This window comes from Pseudoalteromonas sp. NZS100 (assembly GCF_015864815.1).
Lineage (GTDB): Bacteria > Pseudomonadota > Gammaproteobacteria > Enterobacterales > Alteromonadaceae > Pseudoalteromonas > Pseudoalteromonas distincta.
Genome location: NZ_JADYWM010000001.1, coordinates 139943 through 157803, shown reverse-complemented (window position 1 = coordinate 157803; position 17861 = coordinate 139943). Strand labels below are relative to the sequence as shown.

Here is a 17861-nt window from a genome sequence, read left to right as displayed (position 1 = left end):
ATAAATCATACTAAGTGTAATATACCCCGAGTTATGATGCGTGTTAATATGCTTTGCAAATTAAACTGTGTTTTAACTGTAAATAGATATGACTCCTTGGCAAACATACCAACAAGACTTAAAGCGAGATGACTTTGTACACGACGCAGCACAAGAAAATGCTGTGCGCCATTTACAACGTCTATACGATGACCTAACTCAGACAAAGCCAAAACAAAAAGGCTTTTTTGCTAAGCTATTTAGTAAAGAAGAACCTGCGCCTGTAAAAGGTTTGTACTTTTGGGGGGGAGTAGGGCGTGGTAAAACTTATTTAGTTGACACTTTTTATGAATCATTACCGGGCACACGTAAAATGCGTGTGCACTTTCATCGATTTATGCACCGAGTGCATAATGAGCTTAAAAAGCTAAATAATACGGCTAATCCATTAGAAAAAATTGCTGACACTTTTAAAGCAGAAACAGACATTATTTGCTTTGATGAGTTTTTTGTACAAGACATTACTGATGCCATGCTATTAGGTGGCTTAATGGAAGCGCTATTTGCACGGGGCATAGTACTTGTAGCAACCTCTAATATAGTGCCAGATGAACTTTACAGAAATGGCTTACAGCGAGCGCGTTTTATGCCAGCAATCGAGCTTGTTAAAAAAAATACCGAGATAGTTAATGTAGATTCAGGTATTGATTACCGATTACGTACCTTAGAGCAAGCTGAAATTTTTCACAGCCCGTTAGATGAAGATGCGGATAAGAACCTATTTGAGTACTTCGATAAGTTATCGCCAGAGCCAGGGCAATTAGATGAGCCGATAGAGATAGAAGGGCGAAAAATCAAAACGCGTAAAGTAGCTAAATGCGTTGTGATGTTTGAGTTTAGTGAATTGTGCGAAACAGCACGTAGCCAGGTCGATTACATGGAGATTAGCCGCTTATACAATACGGTGATTATTTCTAACGTAAAACAGCTAGGGCAAACTAATGATGATGCTGCTAGACGCTTTATTGCTTTAGTGGATGAATTTTATGAGCGCCATGTAACTTTAATTATATCGGCTGAAAAACCTATTACCGAACTTTATACCCAAGGTAATTTAAACTTTGAATTTAAGCGTTGTATTAGTCGTTTACAAGAAATGCAATCCTTAGAATATTTAGCTAGAGAGCATTTAGTTTAAATAAGTAAGTAAATGTGTAATAGGGCAACTATAAAAAAGAGGTACATATATAGTACTTCTTATTTCTGAAATTTCTTGTGGAAAAAACAACCGGCGAGTAGCAATGTGTTTTAAGTGCTGGTATACTCCCGCGTCTGCCACGTTGCGTTCTATGTCCTCATATAGTCTAGCCACTTGTGAGCGGCGCAAAAGTCTAAAACTCGAAGGGGTTATAGCAAACTTAGAGCAGTAGTTAATATTAACTACTTGTGGTTTTAATTGAAAAACATTGGATTTTTATAAATGAAAACGTTTGTTGCTAAACCAGAAACAGTAAAACGTGACTGGTACGTAGTTGACGCTGAAGGTAAAACTTTAGGTCGCATCGCTACTGAAATCGCTCACCGCCTACGCGGTAAGCATAAAGCTGAATACACTCCTCACGTAGATACTGGTGATTACATCATCGTTATCAACGCTGAAAAAGTTACTGTAACTGGTAACAAATTCAAAGATAAAGTGTACTACGCTCACTCTGGTTTTCCAGGTGGCCTTAAGTCTACTACTTTTGATAAACTTCAAGCTGCAAAGCCTGAAATGATCATCGAGAAAGCTGTAAAAGGCATGTTGCCACGTGGTCCTTTAGGCCGCGCTATGTACCGTAAACTTAAAGTTTACGCAGGTACTGAGCATAACCATGCTGCACAACAGCCTCAGGTTCTAGACATTTAAGGAGCACCATCATGGCAAATCAATACTACGGTACAGGTCGTCGTAAAAGTTCAAGTGCTCGCGTATTCTTACGCCCAGGCACTGGTAACATCGTAATCAACAAACGCTCTCTAGAAGAGTATTTTGGTCGCGAAACAGCACGCATGGTTGTTCATCAAGCTCTTGAGCTAGTTGATATGACTGAAAAATTTGACCTTTACATCACCGTTTCTGGTGGTGGTACAACTGGTCAAGCTGGTGCTATCCGTCACGGTATCACTCGTGCACTTATGGAGTTTGACGAGTCACTACGTCCACAACTTCGTAAAGCAGGTTTTGTTACACGTGATGCACGTAAAGTTGAACGTAAGAAAGTGGGTCTTAAGAAAGCGCGTAAGCGTCCACAGTTCTCAAAACGTTAATCTATACGTTATCAAGAATTCAAAAACCCAGCTTATGCTGGGTTTTTTGTTTTCAAATCAAAAAGTTTACATTTGCTACTTAATTTAAATTTGTTTATAGCGGTCGCCATACTTGGTATTGCTGTAATTAATGATGATCAAATTTATTAATAACTGCGTATTAATCGAACGAAAGTTAAAAAACACTCAGATAGCTGCAAAAAAGTTAAATAATTATCGTAATTAGTTTAAATCCATCAGTTAATTGGTGGAATTTTTTGCTACAATTGGCGTGGAAGTAAAATGAGTGAGTTTAACGACACTATGTACAGTTTTTACTGTTTCCTCTTAGTGGTGTTGATCTCGGTCAGTATATTGTTTTTACAGAAGCGTTATTATAGTCGTTCGGCTTTATTCTCGAGCTAGCTTAATCAAATTTTTGATCAAGTCAGGTTTATTCGAGCATGGGGCTTTGAATAACCTTGTTTTAATCAAGGGTTTTAATTATGATCGCTTCTATTTTAAAAATTTCGAATAATTAACCTGCTGTAACTGATGTTCTCAATATAGCAAGTGTTGAGAATCATAGTGGAGATAAGTGGATGAGCAATGCGCCTGTAGACAATGGCCGACGTCGCTTTTTAACCATAGCTACCTCTGTTGTAGGTGGTGTTGGTGCGGCTGGGGCTGCTGTTCCTTTTATTGCGTCTTGGAATCCAAGTGAGCGAGCTAAATCTGCGGGTGCGCCTGTAGAAGTAGATATCAGCAAACTTGAGCCTGGACAATTAATACGTGTCGAGTGGCGTGGTAAACCTGTATGGGTTGTATCACGTACCCCAAAAATGCTTGAGCAGATGAAAGAACATGAAGGTCAACTTCGTGATCCGCAATCGCAAGAGCCACAACAATTAGAATCATCAACAAATGATTACCGTTCATTACGTCCAGAAATATTTTTGGCTGTAGGTATTTGTACGCATTTAGGATGTTCACCAGGCTTTTTACAAGGTAATTTTGGTGAGAAAGTAGAAGGGACTGATGACGGTTTCTACTGCCCGTGCCACGGTTCTAAATTTGATATGGCTGGTCGAGTATTTCAATCGGTACCTGCACCATTAAACTTAGAAATACCACCTTATACTTTTCTAGATGACACCACTATTTTAGTGGGCGAAGAAAGAGGGGTAGCCTAATGTTTGGTAAGATTATTGGTTGGATAGACGACCGAATCCCAATGACACGTGTTTGGAACATGCACATTGCACAGTATCCAGCACCTAAAAACTTTAACTTCTGGTACTTTTTTGGCTCATTAGCCATGTTAGTACTAGTAAACCAAATCCTAACAGGTATTTGGTTAACGATGAACTTTGTTCCGTCTGCTGAAGGTGCTTTTGCTTCGGTAGAGTACATCATGCGTGATGTAGAATATGGCTGGTTACTACGTTACTTGCACTCAACAGGTGCATCAGCGTTTTTCATCGTTGTATATATGCATATGTTCCGTGGCATGATCTACGGTTCTTACCAAAAACCGCGTGAATTACTGTGGTTATTTGGTATGTTCATTTTCTTAGCGCTAATGGCTGAAGCATTCATGGGATACTTATTACCATGGGGCCAAATGTCGTTCTGGGGCGCACAAGTAATCATTTCATTATTCGGTGCTATTCCGGTTATTGGTGATGACTTAACACTTTGGATCCGTGGTGACTACGTAATATCAGGTGCAACGCTTAATCGCTTCTTTGCATTACATGTAATTGCACTACCACTGGTTATTGTAATCTTAGTTTTCTTACACATTGTTGCTCTACACGAAGTGGGTTCAAATAACCCTGAAGGTATTGAGATTAAACGTAAGAAAGGCTCAGTAGCTGAAGAAGATAAGCCTAAATTTAAATTCCATGAGTATTACACTAACAAAAAAGACATTGTTGATGCGATACCGTTCCACCCTTACTACACAGTTAAAGATATTGTGGGTGTGGTTGGTTTCTTAATACTGTTTTGTTGGGTTGTGTTCTTTATGCCGGCGATGAATGGCTTCTTTTTAGAAGGTCCAAACTTCGAGGCAGCTAACCCACTTAAAACACCTGAGCATATTTTCCCAGTTTGGTACTTTACGCCATTCTATGCAATCTTACGTGCAATCCCTGATAAGTTAATCGGTGTTGCGGCGATGGGTGCATCGATTGTAGTACTTGCATTACTACCTTGGATAGACCGTGGTAGAGTTAAATCGGTTCGTTACCGTTGTGGTTTCCATAAATGGAACATTGCAGGCTTTGTTGTAACTTTCGTTCTTCTTGGTTGGGTGGGTGCAACTCCACAAACTGATATGAAAACGATTATTTCTCAAATCTGTACTGTGACTTACTTTATGTTCTTCGTGCTGTTGTTTGTATACAGTAAGAACGAAAAAACTAAGCCATTGCCAGAGAGGTTAACGAAATGATGAAGAAGCTTATTATTGGTTTATTTGCTTTATCAGTAAACTTGTTGCCTAACATGGTTATGGCAGCAGGTCCGTCGGTTCCTTTAATGGAAGCGAATAACGACCTTACTGATCAACCATCTTTACAACGCGGTGCAAAGTTGTTCATGAACTACTGTCTTGGTTGTCACCAAATGCAGTATCAACGTTATGAGCGTACTTTTCGTGATATCGGTATCCCAACAGAAGTTGGTTTAGAGCAGTTAATTTTTGACGGCTCTAAAGTAGGTAGCCATATCACCAACGCAATTACAAAAGACGATGCAGCAAAATGGTTTGGTGCGGCTCCGCCGGATTTAACTCTTATTGCACGTGTAAAATCACCAGATTATATTTACACGTACCTAAAATCGTTTTATAAAGATGAATCTCGCCCGTTTGGAGTTAACAATATTGTTTTTCCATCGGTAGGTATGCCTCATGTTCTTCAAGAACTACAAGGTTTACCAACGCCTATCACTAAAGAAGTAGAAGAACATGGCCACACTGTGACCAAAGTTATTGCTACTGAAACTGATGGTACGGGTGAATTAAGCGTAGATGAATACGACCAAGCGGCTCGTGATTTAACAAACTTCCTTGAGTACGTGGGTGAACCTTCACGTCTTGAATCGGAAGCGCTAGGTATTAAGGTAATAGGATTCTTAATAATTCTATTTATCTTGGCATTTATGCTTAAGAAAGAATACTGGAGAGATGTTCATTAAGTTGAACATTTTTAAAGGTAATTTTGCAATAGGGGCTTAAGCCCCTTTTGCTGTTTTAGTTATTTAATGGAGGTATAGGCATGGCCGTAGCTGCCAATAAGCGCCCTGTAATGACCCTTTTTTCTGGTGCTAACTGTATGTATAGCCACCAAGTACGTATTGTACTTGCGGAAAAAGGTGTAAGTGTAGATATTCATTTGGCTGAAAAAGATAACTTGCCAGAAGCACTTCACGAAATTAACCCTTACGGCACAGTGCCAACACTGATTGACCGTGAGCTTGGTTTATACCAGGCAAACATCATCATGGAATACCTTGATGAGCGTTTTCCTCATCCTCCACTAATGCCTGTTTACCCGGTAATGCGTGGTCGTAGCCGCTTAATGATGCATCGTATTGATACTGACTGGTACAGCCTAGCTGACAAAATCAGTAACAACACGTCAGATGCTGCTCAAGCTCGTAAAGAGCTAACAGAAGCATTACTTGCTGTAGCACCTATTTTTAGCGAAGCACCTTACTTTATGAGTGAAGAGTTTAGCTTAGTAGACTGTTATTTAGCTCCACTATTATGGCGTTTACCAGAGTTTGGTATTGAGCTTAATGGTGCAGGTTCTAAAGAGCTTAAAGAGTACATGATCCGTTTATTTGAACGTGAGTCATTCCAAGCCTCTTTAACTGAAGCTGAGCGTGAGATCCGTTTATAATGACGCCTAATCGTCCTTATTTATTACGTGCTTTTTTTGATTGGATAGTCGATAACGAGTGTACACCGCATTTAGTGGTAGACGCTGGGTTTGCAAATGTACAAGTGCCAACACAGTTTGTTCAAGACGGACAAATTGTTTTAAACATAAGTCCATCAGCGGTCACACAGTTTTCGTTAGACTTAACCCAACTTAGCTTCAATGCGCGCTTTGGTGGTCAGCCAATGCAAGTGTATGTGCCTCTAGGTGCTGTGCTTGCAATATACGCGCGTGAAAATGGCGAAGGAACAGTCTTTACTGCAGATGAGTTTTTAGAGGACGAAGACGATTTTGTGCCTGAGCTTGAAAGTGTTGATTCATCAGCTGAATTTATTGATGAAACACCACCAGAAAAGCCACAGAAGAAAAAAGGCTCTCATTTACGCGTTATTAAATAATAAGTAAATGCAAAAAAAACCGCTTAATAAGCGGTTTTTTTATGTCTGTATTTTACTTTACATATATTCAAATACTTTAATTACACGCTCTACGCCAGATACATTTCGGGCAATGTTTACAGCTTGAGTAGACTCAGAGTCAGATACTAAACCCATTAAAAATACTTCAGCGTTTTCAGTAACTACTTTAATGTTATTACTGCTAATGTCTTTTGCTGTTAGTAGCTGAGCTTTTACTTTAGAAGTTAACCAAGAGTCATGCGTTTGTGTAGTAATACCAATATTTGAGCCAATACGAATTTGGTTATGTATCTTACGAATACCTGAAACGCCCTCAATGGTACGCTGTGCTTCGTTTCTCATTTCTTCATTAGATACTTGGCCTACAAGTAAAACAATACCGTTAACGCTTACAGCGCTTATATTGGCAAACTTTTCAAGGCGTTCTACTTCGCTAAGTGCAATACTGGCTTTTATTTCAATATTGTTATCGTCAATTTGAGAGCCAATGGTACGGCGATCGTTCGCTGCAGTTACTGCACTGGCTGTACCTGCTACAACAGCAGCTGCGCAGCCTTGTAGTAATACAACAGTACCTAAAACAATAAGAGAGCGTTTAAACATAATTTTCATCCTGAGGGAAAAGCGTTAAATCAACAAGTTCGCTTAAACAATGTAAGTTAACTAAATGGGATTCGATAATGCGGCTAGGGCGTTTAGATGGGGATCTAATTTCAACATCGTTAGGGCCAAGTAGGCCAACCAACTCACCACCATCATCACCAACCATAACTATGACCTTCATGTCTTTAGTTAGTGCAGCTTCAACAGCAGAAATAACATGCTTTTCGTTACCGTTAATAGCCAGTACGAGCAATAAGTCGCCTTGCTGGGCAAAAGCGCGGACTTGACGAGCAAATGTATCGTGATCGTCTACCTGAGTACTTTGCCCAAGATTAACGTTTTCTTGCGATAGAGCGATTGCAGGTAAGCAGGGACGTTCGGTTTCATAGTGATTAACCAATACACCCGCCATATGCTGAGCGAGCATGTGGCAATTTGCAGTACCGCAGCAAATGAGTTTATTTCCGTTGATCAGACTTTGTGCAATAGTAAATGCAGCTGACTCAAGCGCACTAGGTAGCACTTCACCAGCAGCGATTTGAACTTGAATGCTTTCTGTAAAAATTTCTTTAATTGTGTCTTGCATAGCCTACCAATAATTTATCTTTGTATTTGCGTTTAAAATACATTTTTAAGCCAATTAATATTAGGAGATGCTTCTCCTGTAATGGCTACATAATCAATTCTTAGTGCTTGGTTAGTTAAATTTTTAGCTGCTAAGTAATGATAAATACTACGTTTTAATCGAGCTTGTTTTTGTGGGCTAAGTGCATAGTTGGCACCGCCACGGGCATTATTTTTGCGAAACTTGACCTCAATGAATACAAGGGTGTCGCCTTCTTTCATAATGACATCAAGCTCGCCAAAGGGGCAGTAATAATTACGTTCAATGGGTGTTAAGCCCTGAGTAACTAAGTATTTTTGCGCTTCAAGCTCATAATACTGGCCTTTTTCGCGACTATTGTGCCACAGCTCTTTAAACCACGACATGCCGCCCCCTTAACTTAATAAAGTTTAATTTATAGTTTGTATATCACCCGCTGATTGCATAAACAATGGTACCGGGCGTTGTGTTTCTAATTGCACAGGCTTAATGCGACGGTTTGTATATTGAGCCCAGTCGAGCATACGTTCTATATGGCCGCTGGTATTAACAGATAGCTTACCACTTAAACCACTATATTGATTGCCTGGCATTACGCTTAACTGTCTAATGTCATGTAATATTGATACAGCATCGTATGCCATTGCAAATAAGCGTTGGCTAATATCAATTTGCTCTGGCCATAGAGAGTTGTACTGCTGGCGTAAATTATGTTGTTTAATTTGTGAATCAAGCATCCACGGTAATTCTGTGAAGTATAGGCCGTCTAAATCGCCTTTGTCTGTACTGTCAATTTGTTTGCTATGACTTTTAGAGCTTGCATAAAGTGGGATACGATCAGCAAATGTACTGACGTTTACATCAAGGTAAGGTTTAATTAAGCGAGTTTCTATTGCATCACCCAAAATATAAATAACGTCTATATCACTGCGTGAACGCGTTTCGTTTTCTACTTCTTGCTTAAATAATGCTTTAACTGTTTGTATGCGATCTTTTGACTTATCAACTTCTAATAAGCTGGTAATTGTGTTTGGCATATCTTTTTTATCGTTATAAAAACCGATTTGTGGTTTGGTTTCGCTGTAGCGTTGCCACTGTAGGTTAAAATAATCAACTAAACGTTGGCCATTTGCATTATTTGGCGCAAGCAGCATAGGCTTTTGATAGCCCTTAGTTAAAAAGTGTTCCAGAGCTTGCTGTACTTCGTGCTCAGGGTTTAATGCAAAGTAATAATGCTGAAGCGAAATGCGCTCACCATCAAAGGTGTTTAAATGCAGTACCGGAGTATCAATAAGAGTTTGTGCATTGGCTAGTTTATCAATATTTGCTTTAAGTAGAGGACCAATTACAAAATCAGGCTTTATTTCTTCAAGTTGCGCTGCGATTTCCTCAGTGCTTAGGTTTTCATCAATAAAAATAGTGTCGTTGATAGTTTGCGTATCAAGTGCAGCTAACACACCGGCTTTAAGCGCATCACCTAAGCGTTCGTTAGGGCCTGATTGTGGAAACAACACAACTAAACGCTCTATATTAATAGGGGCGAGCTCAGTAAGCATTTCGTCTTGTTCAGGTAATACAGAAAAAGCCGGATGCCCAATATAGCGTCTGCGCCAATTATTAATTGCTTGGTCTAGCTCCACGCCGCTACTTGCATATACTTGATAGTATAGACCAAGGTTTACCCAGCCTTGCTGGATAACCGAACCACGGTTAAAACGTTCAAGCGCATATGAAGAGAGCTGTTTTAAGTTATCCCACAAATTTTGATTGAGCTGAGGGATTTCTATATTGTTTTTTGTTGCTGTTTCAGAGGCTCTAAAGAAGTAGGGGGCAGCTTTTTTAGGAAAATTTTGCGATGCATAAATACTGGCTGTTAAAAACTGATGCCATGCAAAATGCTCAGGTTGAGTAAGTTGTCCGTCTAGCGATTGTAAAATCACCAAAGCTTGATCATTCTTATTCTGTTGTTTTTGTGCAAATGCAATATAAAGACGGTTTTGGATTTGATCAACACTTGCGGTTAATTCAAGCTCATTACCGATTTTCTCTAACAAAGGCCAATTTTGCTCACTAATTGCAGCATCACGGGCACTATACAATAACTGTATTTTATCGGCACCTTGGCGGTTTTGCGCCAATTGGTAGATAGATTGCGCACTGGTTGCCTGATTTTGCAGTGCATTAGTGCGGTTACTTACGTTATCGCTGTTTTTAGTTGGTTTTTCGGTTGTGCTACACGCCGATAACCCTGACAATATAATTAATAGACTAACTAGTTTAAGTCGCACAATGATTTCCCAATACGTTAACGCGATTTGCTTATATTACTGACTGACGCAGGAGACCTCAATGTTAAATGAGGAGAATTCACAGAAAATTGGCACTCTTTACATTGTTGCCACCCCAATTGGCAATTATGACGACTTAAGTCACCGTGCCATTGCGACATTATCGCAAGTTGACTTAATAGCTGCTGAAGACACTCGCCATACCGGCAAGCTACTTAGCCACTTTGGAATTAAGGCAAAAACGTTTGCATTACACGACCACAACGAAAAGCAAAAAGCACAACAAATTATTGATCAACTTAATCAAGGTTTAAATATTGCTTTAGTATCTGACGCTGGTACACCGCTAATTAGTGATCCAGGCTACGCTGTGGTAAATCTATGTCGCGAACAAGGCGCTCATGTTACACCTGTTCCAGGTGCATGTGCTGCAATTACAGCCGTATGTTGTTCAGGCTTACCAACTGACCGCTTTCAGTTTATTGGTTTTACGCCAGCTAAAAGCAAAGCTCGCCAAGACTTTTTTATCGAAGCTGTCAACTCAGGTATCACCAGCATAATGTACGAAAGTACGCACCGTATTATGGCAAGCCTTGATGATTTAGCACTAGCCCTAGGTGATGAGCAACAAGTTGTATTTGCGAAAGAGCTAACCAAAACCTTTGAAACATTTTTTAATGGTAGTGTAAGTGAGCTTAAACAATTTTTAACTGATGATCCTACCAAGCAGCGCGGCGAAATAGTGCTTATGCTTGCGGGTAAACCAAAGCAAATAGACGATGTTCCGCCAGAAGCGCGCAAAATGCTGGCACTTCTTGAAAGTGAAATGCCAATGAAAAAAGCCTGTGGCGTTGTAGCTGAATACTTTGGTATGAAGAAAAACGCTTTATACAAAACAATTATTGAAGAAAAAGAGTAAATTTTACTGCGCTTGGTATTAGCCTCATGTATACTGCGCGCCGAGTCAGCCAAGATGATCGCTGCCTGTGACGAAAATGATCAGGGGGAGGAAAGTCCGGGCTCCATAGGGCAGAGTGCCAGCTAACGGCTGGGGGGCGTGAGCCCACGACAAGTGCAGCAGAGAGTAGACCGCCAATCTCGATTGGTAAGGGTGAAAGGGTGCGGTAAGAGCGCACCGGGCCGCTAGTAATAGTCGGTTGCAAGGTAAACTCCACTCGGAGCAAGACCAAATAGGGTTCTATCATTTTAAATAATGAACGCGTGGCCCACGTGAGAACCGGGTAGGTTGCTTGAGCCATAGAGCGATTTATGGCCTAGACGAATGATTATCACTTTCTTCGGAAAGGACAAAACCCGGCTTACCGGCTGACTCACTCATTCAACAGAAAAGCCCGCAGTTAACGCTGCGGGCTTTTCTGTTTCTAAATTTTAGTTAATACAATTTAAGCATCTTTAAATAATATTTTTACCTTGTTCTGGGTCTCTTGATTGCTCTGCTTGTTCACGTATTTCGTCGGTATCACTGCTTACATCATCAAGTGTTTTAGTTTGATCAACTGTTTCACTTTTTTCGCTTTGCACTTGCGATGGTTGTTTTTCCTCTAAGCTAGAAACATTTTCATTAGGGTCGGTGAGTATAATTCTTTCTCGTGCGTCATCAGGCATGCTGATGTTTTGTTTTGTGAACTCATTGACTAATTCGCGCATAAGCTGGGAAGCTACTTTTAATGGACTGTGCTGCTCGCTATTAACCCAAAAATACAAAACGAAGTTAATAGTAGATGAACCTAGGTTTTTTATTAAAACCTGCGCAGGTGGATCGCTAAGCACCGCATTTTGTTGATTGGCAATATCTAGGGCGAGGGTCTGTGCGCTGCGTATATCGTTATCATAGCCAATACCAATTTCTACTTTTCCGCGCATTTTTGGATTGGCAGTCAGGTTTTTAATGGTATTTTTATATACCGTCGCATTGGGTATTTGAATATGATTGCCATCGTAATCAACAAGTGTGGTTGCTCTTGCGGTTACTTTTTTAACAACACCTAAACGATTGTCTACTTCAATTACATCGTCGATTTTAAAAGGTCTTTGTATGCTCAGTAATAAACTAGCGATAAAGTTCTCAGCTATGTCTCTAAAGGCAAAACCTAATATAAGTCCTATTAGTCCCGTGCCACTCATAATGGCGACAGCAAACTCGGTAAGCCCTGCTAAACGCAGGAATAAGTACACGCCAAATAAAATAATTAAAGTGCTTATACTGCGCCTTACAACTAGATGAACTAGTTTACTGTCAGTCATGTAGTCAATAGGCTTTATAAGCAATCGAGAAAGTGGCCCTGCAATTAAATAGCTTAATGCTAAAAGTATTATACCGAGTAATAGTGTGGGTAATATTTGCGCTGTTGCATGAAGTAATTGCACAGCTTGTTCATGAAAAAACTGCCACGTAAACACATCGCCTTGAAAACTTTGCGTGCTGGGAGGCGTATTGTTTAAAGCTATAATGTTTGATTGGCTATTAGGCATGGCTTATCGTCCGTGTTTGGTTTTTATAATCGTTAATATTAGGTAACAGCAAGTTTAGTACCAAATACTTTATTTAACTTGGCAAACATTTTGCTGTAGTAATGTAATACAAATATTGAGGTTTAGAATGAAAGAAGCTAAACGAGGACAGCAAGCTGAGCAGCCTGGTCATATCCCTTTTATAGGTTGGTGGGATATTGTTAAGCGCATTTTTAAGCAAATGAGTGAAGATAACTTATCTATAGTGGCAGCGGGTGTGGCATTTTATGCGTTACTTGCTATTTTTCCGGCCATTGCGGCGATGGTATCTGTGTATGCGTACTTTTCATCCCCTGCAGATATCAGTGATCATTTAAGTAAAATAGTTACTTTGCTCCCACCAAGTACCAGTGAACTAATTTTATCTCAGGTTTCTAGCCTTGCAAAAACATCAAGTGCAAGCTTGAGCTTAAGTGCAATCGGTACGCTTATACTTACTATTTGGAGTAGTTCTAAGGGCAGCCAAGCACTTATTACTGCGTGCAATATTAGTTATCGTGAATATGAAAAACGTTCATTTTTTAAAGCTCAATTAGTACGCTTTTTATTTTCGGTAGGGGCGATTGTTGTCGCAATTTTTGCGTTATTAATTATTGGTATTTTGCCTATTGTGCTTAATTTAGTGGGGCTAAAAGAAAGTATCGATTTATTAATTAAACTCATCTCTTGGCCATTATTAGCTTTTACCTTTAATTTTGCATTGGTACTTTTATATCGTTATGCCCCACATCGTAAACCGGCCAAATGGCGTTGGATCACGATGGGTTCGTCTATTGCTACTGTGCTTTGGATTTTGGCATCTATAGGTTTTTCTTTTTATGTGTCGCGTTTTTCTAGTTACAACGAAACGTATGGCTCACTAGGTGGTGTAGTGATCATGTTGATGTGGTTGTACATCAGCGCTTATATAATCACATTAGGTGCTGTTATTAATGCTGCAACTGAACAGCAAACAGGTAAAGACAGTACTATAGGCCCAGCTAAAGAGCGTGGGCAGCGAGGCGCCTATGTGGCAGATCACCTCGATGTAAAAAATGAATAGCCATTAGCTGCTCTTTAAACTCTTGTGCTGCAGGACCAAGCCTGTCGTTGTCGTTGCACATTAAATATAAATTAAGGGTACGGGTTGTACCTTGGTCTAAATTAAGTGGGATGAGCGTTTTATTTTCAATTAAATGTGCTATTTGTGTTTTTGGCAGCCAAGCGTAACCCAAATTTTGACTAACCATATCAATAGAGTTGCGTAAATGGCTGACTGTCCAGCGCATATCAGCACCTAACCAGCCATCATTGTGACTGGTGTGGGTTGCTGAGTCGCGAACTACTATTTGCCGGTGTAGCTTTAAATCACGAAAGTTAAGTTGTTCAGTTTGTTGGTGTAATACATGGTCTTTATGCGCAACGGCTATAAACTCTATATCGCATAACGTACTGCAACTAATTCCATAGATAGGAATTGATGAAATGGCTAAATCAACCACTGAGTTATGTAGTAATTCGTTTGCACCGGTTAGCACGCTTTCTACTAAATCAATTTTTAAAAGCGGGTAAAGTTCACTCGTTTTAGCAAGTGCTTGGTATAAAATGGTGTGTGGAAAAACCTCATCAACAGCTATTTTTAACGTGCTTTCTACGCCTTCGCTTAGTGTACTTGCTACCGATTCTATTTTAGTTGCTTCTTCAATTAAAAATTCAGCTCTGCGTAAAATTAGTTTACCGCTATCGGTTAAAAATGCTTTACGACCTTTTACTTCAAGCAACTTAATTTGCAAGGCGGCTTCAAGTTTTTGAACAGCATGGTGTACGGTTGACTGACTTTTATGTACAGCCGCACTTGCGCCTGCAAATCCGCCGTGATCCACAACCGCTTTAAACATTCGCCATTGCTCTAATGTTGCTTTTGCCATTTTTTAATCCTGTTACTACTTATATCTGATTGTTTAACTTGACCGCGCAGACGCATTATTTATTGCGTAACAGTGATTTTTTGTTTATTTATTTTAATAAAGCGACTTTTTTATCAGCTAGAAGTGCCATAAAGCTGCTTTTATTTAAAGGTCTTGAAAATAAATAACCTTGTCCGTAATCACATCCGGCTTCAAGTAATAGCTGCATTTGTAATTCAGTTTCAATTCCTTCGGCGATTACTTTTAAGCCCAGTTGATGCGCCATAACAATTATTGCTTCACACAGTGCAAGTTCTTGACTGCCTACTTGGATATCATCAACAAAACGTTTATCTATTTTTAAATAGTCGGTATCCATTTCTTGTAAGTAAGCGAGCGACGAATACCCTGTACCAAAATCATCAAGGGCAAGCTGCATACCTGATTTTACTATTTCTTTTAAGCGACGTTGCGTTAATGCTTCGGGGTTAATCATTAGGCCTTCAGTTATTTCTGCCACAATTGAGGATGCAGGTAACTTTGCAGCTTTTAGCATATCGTACCATTCATCTATACCACTCTCTGGCGTGGATAACTGCACTGGCGACACGTTTACACTTATTTGAAAAGTGTCATCGGTTAGGGTTTTTATATCGTTAAGCGTTTGCAAGGTTTGAGCAAATACAAATTGGCCAATTGCATTTATTTGCCTAGTTTCTTCAGCAAGAGGAATAAATGCGACAGGGCTAATTAGGCCTTTTTCGGGATGTTGCCAACGAATAAGTGCTTCAGCTTTATGAATATGTAAATCATTCAAAGCAACAATGGGCTGATAAAACAACTCAAACTGTTCAAGTTCAATGGCACTTCGCAAGTCTTTTAATAACACCATGCGCGCGTGTGCATATTCGCGCATGTCAGCAGAGAAAAACTCAAAACAGTTACGCCCATTACTTTTTGCTTTATACATAGCCTGATCGGCTGCTTTTAAAAGCTGTTCAGTATTTTCACCATCATTAGGGGCGCATGCTATGCCCATGCTGGCGCTAATAAATAACTCTTCGTTTTCAAGATGCAAAGCCGACGATAGGCTAAGCAAAATATTACTGGCAATTTGATTAATATGACGCGTACTTTTTATACGATTAAACACAATAACAAACTCATCACCACCAATACGTGCCACAAACTCAGCATTTTTTGCCGACTGAACTATGCGTTGCGATACGAGTTTTAATAAGTTATCGCCATAGTGATGGCCTAATGTGTCATTAATATCTTTAAAGTGATCTATATCTAAAAGCATGACAACCAATTGATTGTCGGGAGTAACAACGTTTGAAAATCGTTGATTTAATCGCTCCTTTAACTCTAAACGATTTGGTAAGTCAGTTAGGTGATCATAGTGAGCTTGTCGCCAAATTGTTTCATCGGCTTGTTTTTTCTCAGTGAGGTCTGTGAATATCGCGATTCGACGAATAGGTGCGTTGTTTGTATCATAAACCGTATCGATTGTGAGCCACTCAGAGTAAAGCTGCCCGTTCTTTTTGCGGTTAATAACCTCGCCTTGCCAGCGGCCTGTTTGCTGTAATTCAGACCACATTTTATTGTAAAAATTCTTATCATGTTTTCCTGACGAAAGAATTGAAGAGGAGCGCCCAATAACTTCTTCTTTATTATATAAAGTCGTTTTGCAAAACGCAGGGTTTACATCAAATATTATACCCGCTGGATCGGTGATTGCCATGCCTTCACTACTGTTGTTATACACCAGCGAGGCAAGGTGGAGTGCTTCTTCATTTATTTTTCGTTGTGTTATATCCCTTAGCACAACAACGTATTCATTTTTACTTTGCATTGCACTAATACGTGCTTCAAAGCTGCGTTTCGGATTGGATTTTTCGAGTGTAAATTCTAAATTACTCGAAACATCAAGCTTAGATAACTGCGATAACAAAAGCTGCACATTGTTGTGAGAAAGTATTGATGATAAATGAGGTGCTGCAGTGCTGTTTGGGTTTACTTGAGGCTTAAATTGCCCCGTTATGTTGAGAATATCGCCATGGATGTTAATTCTAACGTAACTGTCGGGTAGAGTATTAAGCAAGCTGGTAAGCTCATCGTGCTTGTTTTTTAAATTAGCCTCGGCTGTTAACCTGGTTTGCGCCATTGATTTAAAGCGCTGATAGAGAGTATTTAGCTCTGGATTATTTGGCTGTATTTTTTGTGACGGCATTTCGCCCTTAGCCAACACGTTTGTTGCATTTGTTAGATTATTAATTGGGTCGATAATGCTGGTTTTAAGCAGCTTACGGGCAATTAAACATAGCACTAGCAGTGATAAAATAAACACACCAATCGCTATAAAAAAATTATTATTTATTTGCTTTAAAGCATGCGTAATAGGAAGTGCAATATGTATATTTAAGCTGTTATTACTCGGATCTCTATAAATAATAGAGTGATGAAGCATTCGATCTTCACCCTCAATAGATTTTATTTTTGTTGATGCCTCATTATCAATCGAAGAATCAGTTGCTAATAAAGTCTTTGCAATATTATCGCCAAGGGCTGCAGTTGTTGGTGGGTAACGCGCTAAAATTTTTCCATTAGAATCAGCGATTGCAGCAATAGAGCCAGTCGGCAGTTCAATATTATTAAAAGCATTGTTCCACCAGTCAAGCGCAACAACGATAACTACAACGCCCTGAATTACATTTTTTTTATTAATGATAGGCAACGCAAAGTTAAGGGTGTTTTTTTGCAGGCTTCGGTCGTGCTGAAAATAACCTACCGACAATTGGTTACTTTTTAAGGCATTTTGAAAATACGCACGATCTGCAATACTTATAGTTTTGGCTAACCCGCTTGTTGTACACATAACAATGCCATTTGGATCTATAATCCCGATATTGGCAACATGGGCATAAATAGCTCTAAATTGATTAAAATAATTAGGGCAGGACGTTGCTAAATTTTCTTTTTTACTTTCCTCTTTAGCCAAATAACGCGCTAAACGGTCAATATCATCGACTAAGTGCTTTTGCTGTAAAATTAATTGCTTAGCAATGTTTTCTACTTTTTTTTCACTTTGCTCAATAGAGTGGTGGCGTTCAAGCAGCAGGGTAAAAATAATTACAGCTGTGCCCGGAATGCTTAGCAATATAAGCAAACGATAAAGCTGATGTTTGAGAGAATAAGTAAAAATAACCATTCCTTAGTTTCGTATTTTGCAATAACAATTGTATCCAAATTCACTCCAAATAACCATAGTAATTATAAGGTTGAAAATGTAACCAATGAATCAATGT

General features: G+C 39.4%; 17 protein-coding genes and 1 other RNA gene. 11 read left to right on the top strand and 7 right to left on the bottom strand.

Annotated elements, in window-relative coordinates:
* The first annotated feature begins 88 nt into the window (after window positions 1-88).
* The 8 genes from zapE (at window position 89) to I6E69_RS00720 (ending at window position 6616) form a co-directional block, all read left to right on the top strand.
* The gene (gene zapE, locus I6E69_RS00755; protein ID WP_002957958.1) at window positions 89-1177 is read left to right on the top strand and encodes a cell division protein ZapE; all 1089 of its coding nucleotides are present in this window, start codon (window positions 89-91) and stop codon (window positions 1175-1177) included.
* A gap of 282 nt (window positions 1178-1459) precedes the next feature.
* Window positions 1460-1888 (top strand): 50S ribosomal protein L13, encoded by a 429-nt coding sequence (rplM, locus tag I6E69_RS00750; protein ID WP_002957960.1) that lies wholly within the window; start codon window positions 1460-1462, stop codon window positions 1886-1888.
* 8 nt (window positions 1889-1896) lie between these two features.
* Window positions 1897-2289 carry a 30S ribosomal protein S9 gene (gene rpsI / locus I6E69_RS00745; RefSeq protein ID WP_024595789.1) on the top strand — a complete coding sequence of 131 codons (393 nt, stop codon included), beginning with the start codon at window positions 1897-1899 and terminating at the stop codon, window positions 2287-2289.
* 581 nt (window positions 2290-2870) lie between these two features.
* Window positions 2871-3461, top strand: coding sequence for a ubiquinol-cytochrome c reductase iron-sulfur subunit (petA, locus tag I6E69_RS00740; RefSeq protein ID WP_002957962.1), 591 nt, complete (start codon window positions 2871-2873; stop codon window positions 3459-3461).
* Window positions 3461-4726 (top strand): cytochrome b N-terminal domain-containing protein, encoded by a 1266-nt coding sequence (locus I6E69_RS00735; RefSeq protein WP_002957963.1) that lies wholly within the window; start codon window positions 3461-3463, stop codon window positions 4724-4726. The genes petA and I6E69_RS00735 overlap by 1 nt, the downstream gene beginning before the upstream one ends.
* Entirely contained in the window at window positions 4723-5472 is a 750-nt protein-coding gene (locus I6E69_RS00730; RefSeq protein ID WP_002957964.1) for a cytochrome c1, read from the top strand. Before I6E69_RS00735 ends, I6E69_RS00730 begins: the two co-directional genes overlap by 4 nt.
* Window positions 5473-5552: 80 nt before the next feature.
* Complete coding sequence (sspA, locus tag I6E69_RS00725) at window positions 5553-6179, top strand: stringent starvation protein SspA (RefSeq protein WP_002957965.1); 627 nt, start codon at window positions 5553-5555, stop codon at window positions 6177-6179.
* Window positions 6179-6616: a ClpXP protease specificity-enhancing factor gene (locus I6E69_RS00720; RefSeq protein ID WP_002957966.1), complete on the top strand. Its 438-nt coding sequence runs from the start codon at window positions 6179-6181 to the stop codon at window positions 6614-6616. Before sspA ends, I6E69_RS00720 begins: the two co-directional genes overlap by 1 nt.
* A gap of 57 nt (window positions 6617-6673) precedes the next feature.
* On the opposite strand, the gene dolP is transcribed toward I6E69_RS00720, so the two are convergent.
* Genes dolP through I6E69_RS00700 form a run of 4 tightly spaced genes read right to left on the bottom strand, consistent with a single transcriptional unit; the run spans window position 6674 to window position 10132 of the window.
* The gene (gene dolP / locus I6E69_RS00715) at window positions 6674-7240 is read right to left on the bottom strand and encodes a division/outer membrane stress-associated lipid-binding lipoprotein (protein ID WP_039485369.1); all 567 of its coding nucleotides are present in this window, start codon (window positions 7238-7240) and stop codon (window positions 6674-6676) included.
* Window positions 7233-7826, bottom strand: coding sequence for an SIS domain-containing protein (locus tag I6E69_RS00710; RefSeq protein WP_002957968.1), 594 nt, complete (start codon window positions 7824-7826; stop codon window positions 7233-7235). The genes dolP and I6E69_RS00710 overlap by 8 nt, the downstream gene beginning before the upstream one ends.
* Before the next feature lie 32 nt (window positions 7827-7858).
* On the bottom strand, window positions 7859-8230 hold the full coding sequence (locus tag I6E69_RS00705) for a YraN family protein (protein ID WP_002957970.1): 372 nt from the start codon (window positions 8228-8230) through the stop codon (window positions 7859-7861).
* Between the two features lie 24 nt (window positions 8231-8254).
* A complete protein-coding gene (locus I6E69_RS00700; RefSeq protein ID WP_002957971.1) occupies window positions 8255-10132 on the bottom strand; it encodes a penicillin-binding protein activator in 1878 nt (625 codons plus the stop codon).
* Window positions 10133-10193: 61 nt separating this feature from the next.
* Here I6E69_RS00700 and rsmI point away from each other — a divergent pair, with 61 nt between their 5' ends.
* A complete protein-coding gene (rsmI, locus tag I6E69_RS00695) occupies window positions 10194-11051 on the top strand; it encodes a 16S rRNA (cytidine(1402)-2'-O)-methyltransferase (RefSeq protein ID WP_138488543.1) in 858 nt (285 codons plus the stop codon).
* A gap of 41 nt (window positions 11052-11092) precedes the next feature.
* Window positions 11093-11470: RNase P RNA component class A (gene rnpB / locus I6E69_RS00690), an RNA gene on the top strand.
* Window positions 11471-11545: 75 nt separating this feature from the next.
* Here rnpB and I6E69_RS00685 read toward each other — a convergent pair.
* Complete coding sequence (locus I6E69_RS00685) at window positions 11546-12625, bottom strand: mechanosensitive ion channel family protein (RefSeq protein WP_197120362.1); 1080 nt, start codon at window positions 12623-12625, stop codon at window positions 11546-11548.
* A gap of 127 nt (window positions 12626-12752) precedes the next feature.
* Between I6E69_RS00685 and I6E69_RS00680 the strand changes: the two genes are divergently transcribed.
* Window positions 12753-13706: a YihY/virulence factor BrkB family protein gene (locus I6E69_RS00680; RefSeq protein WP_182670939.1), complete on the top strand. Its 954-nt coding sequence runs from the start codon at window positions 12753-12755 to the stop codon at window positions 13704-13706.
* Here I6E69_RS00680 and I6E69_RS00675 read toward each other — a convergent pair.
* Window positions 13645-14571: a LysR family transcriptional regulator gene (locus tag I6E69_RS00675; protein WP_197120361.1), complete on the bottom strand. Its 927-nt coding sequence runs from the start codon at window positions 14569-14571 to the stop codon at window positions 13645-13647. The two genes, I6E69_RS00680 and I6E69_RS00675, sit on opposite strands and share 62 nt — an antisense overlap.
* 88 nt (window positions 14572-14659) lie before the next feature.
* Window positions 14660-17764, bottom strand: a complete 3105-nt coding sequence (locus I6E69_RS00670) for an EAL domain-containing protein (protein ID WP_197120360.1) — start codon at window positions 17762-17764, stop codon at window positions 14660-14662.
* Window positions 17765-17861 lie beyond the last annotated feature (97 nt).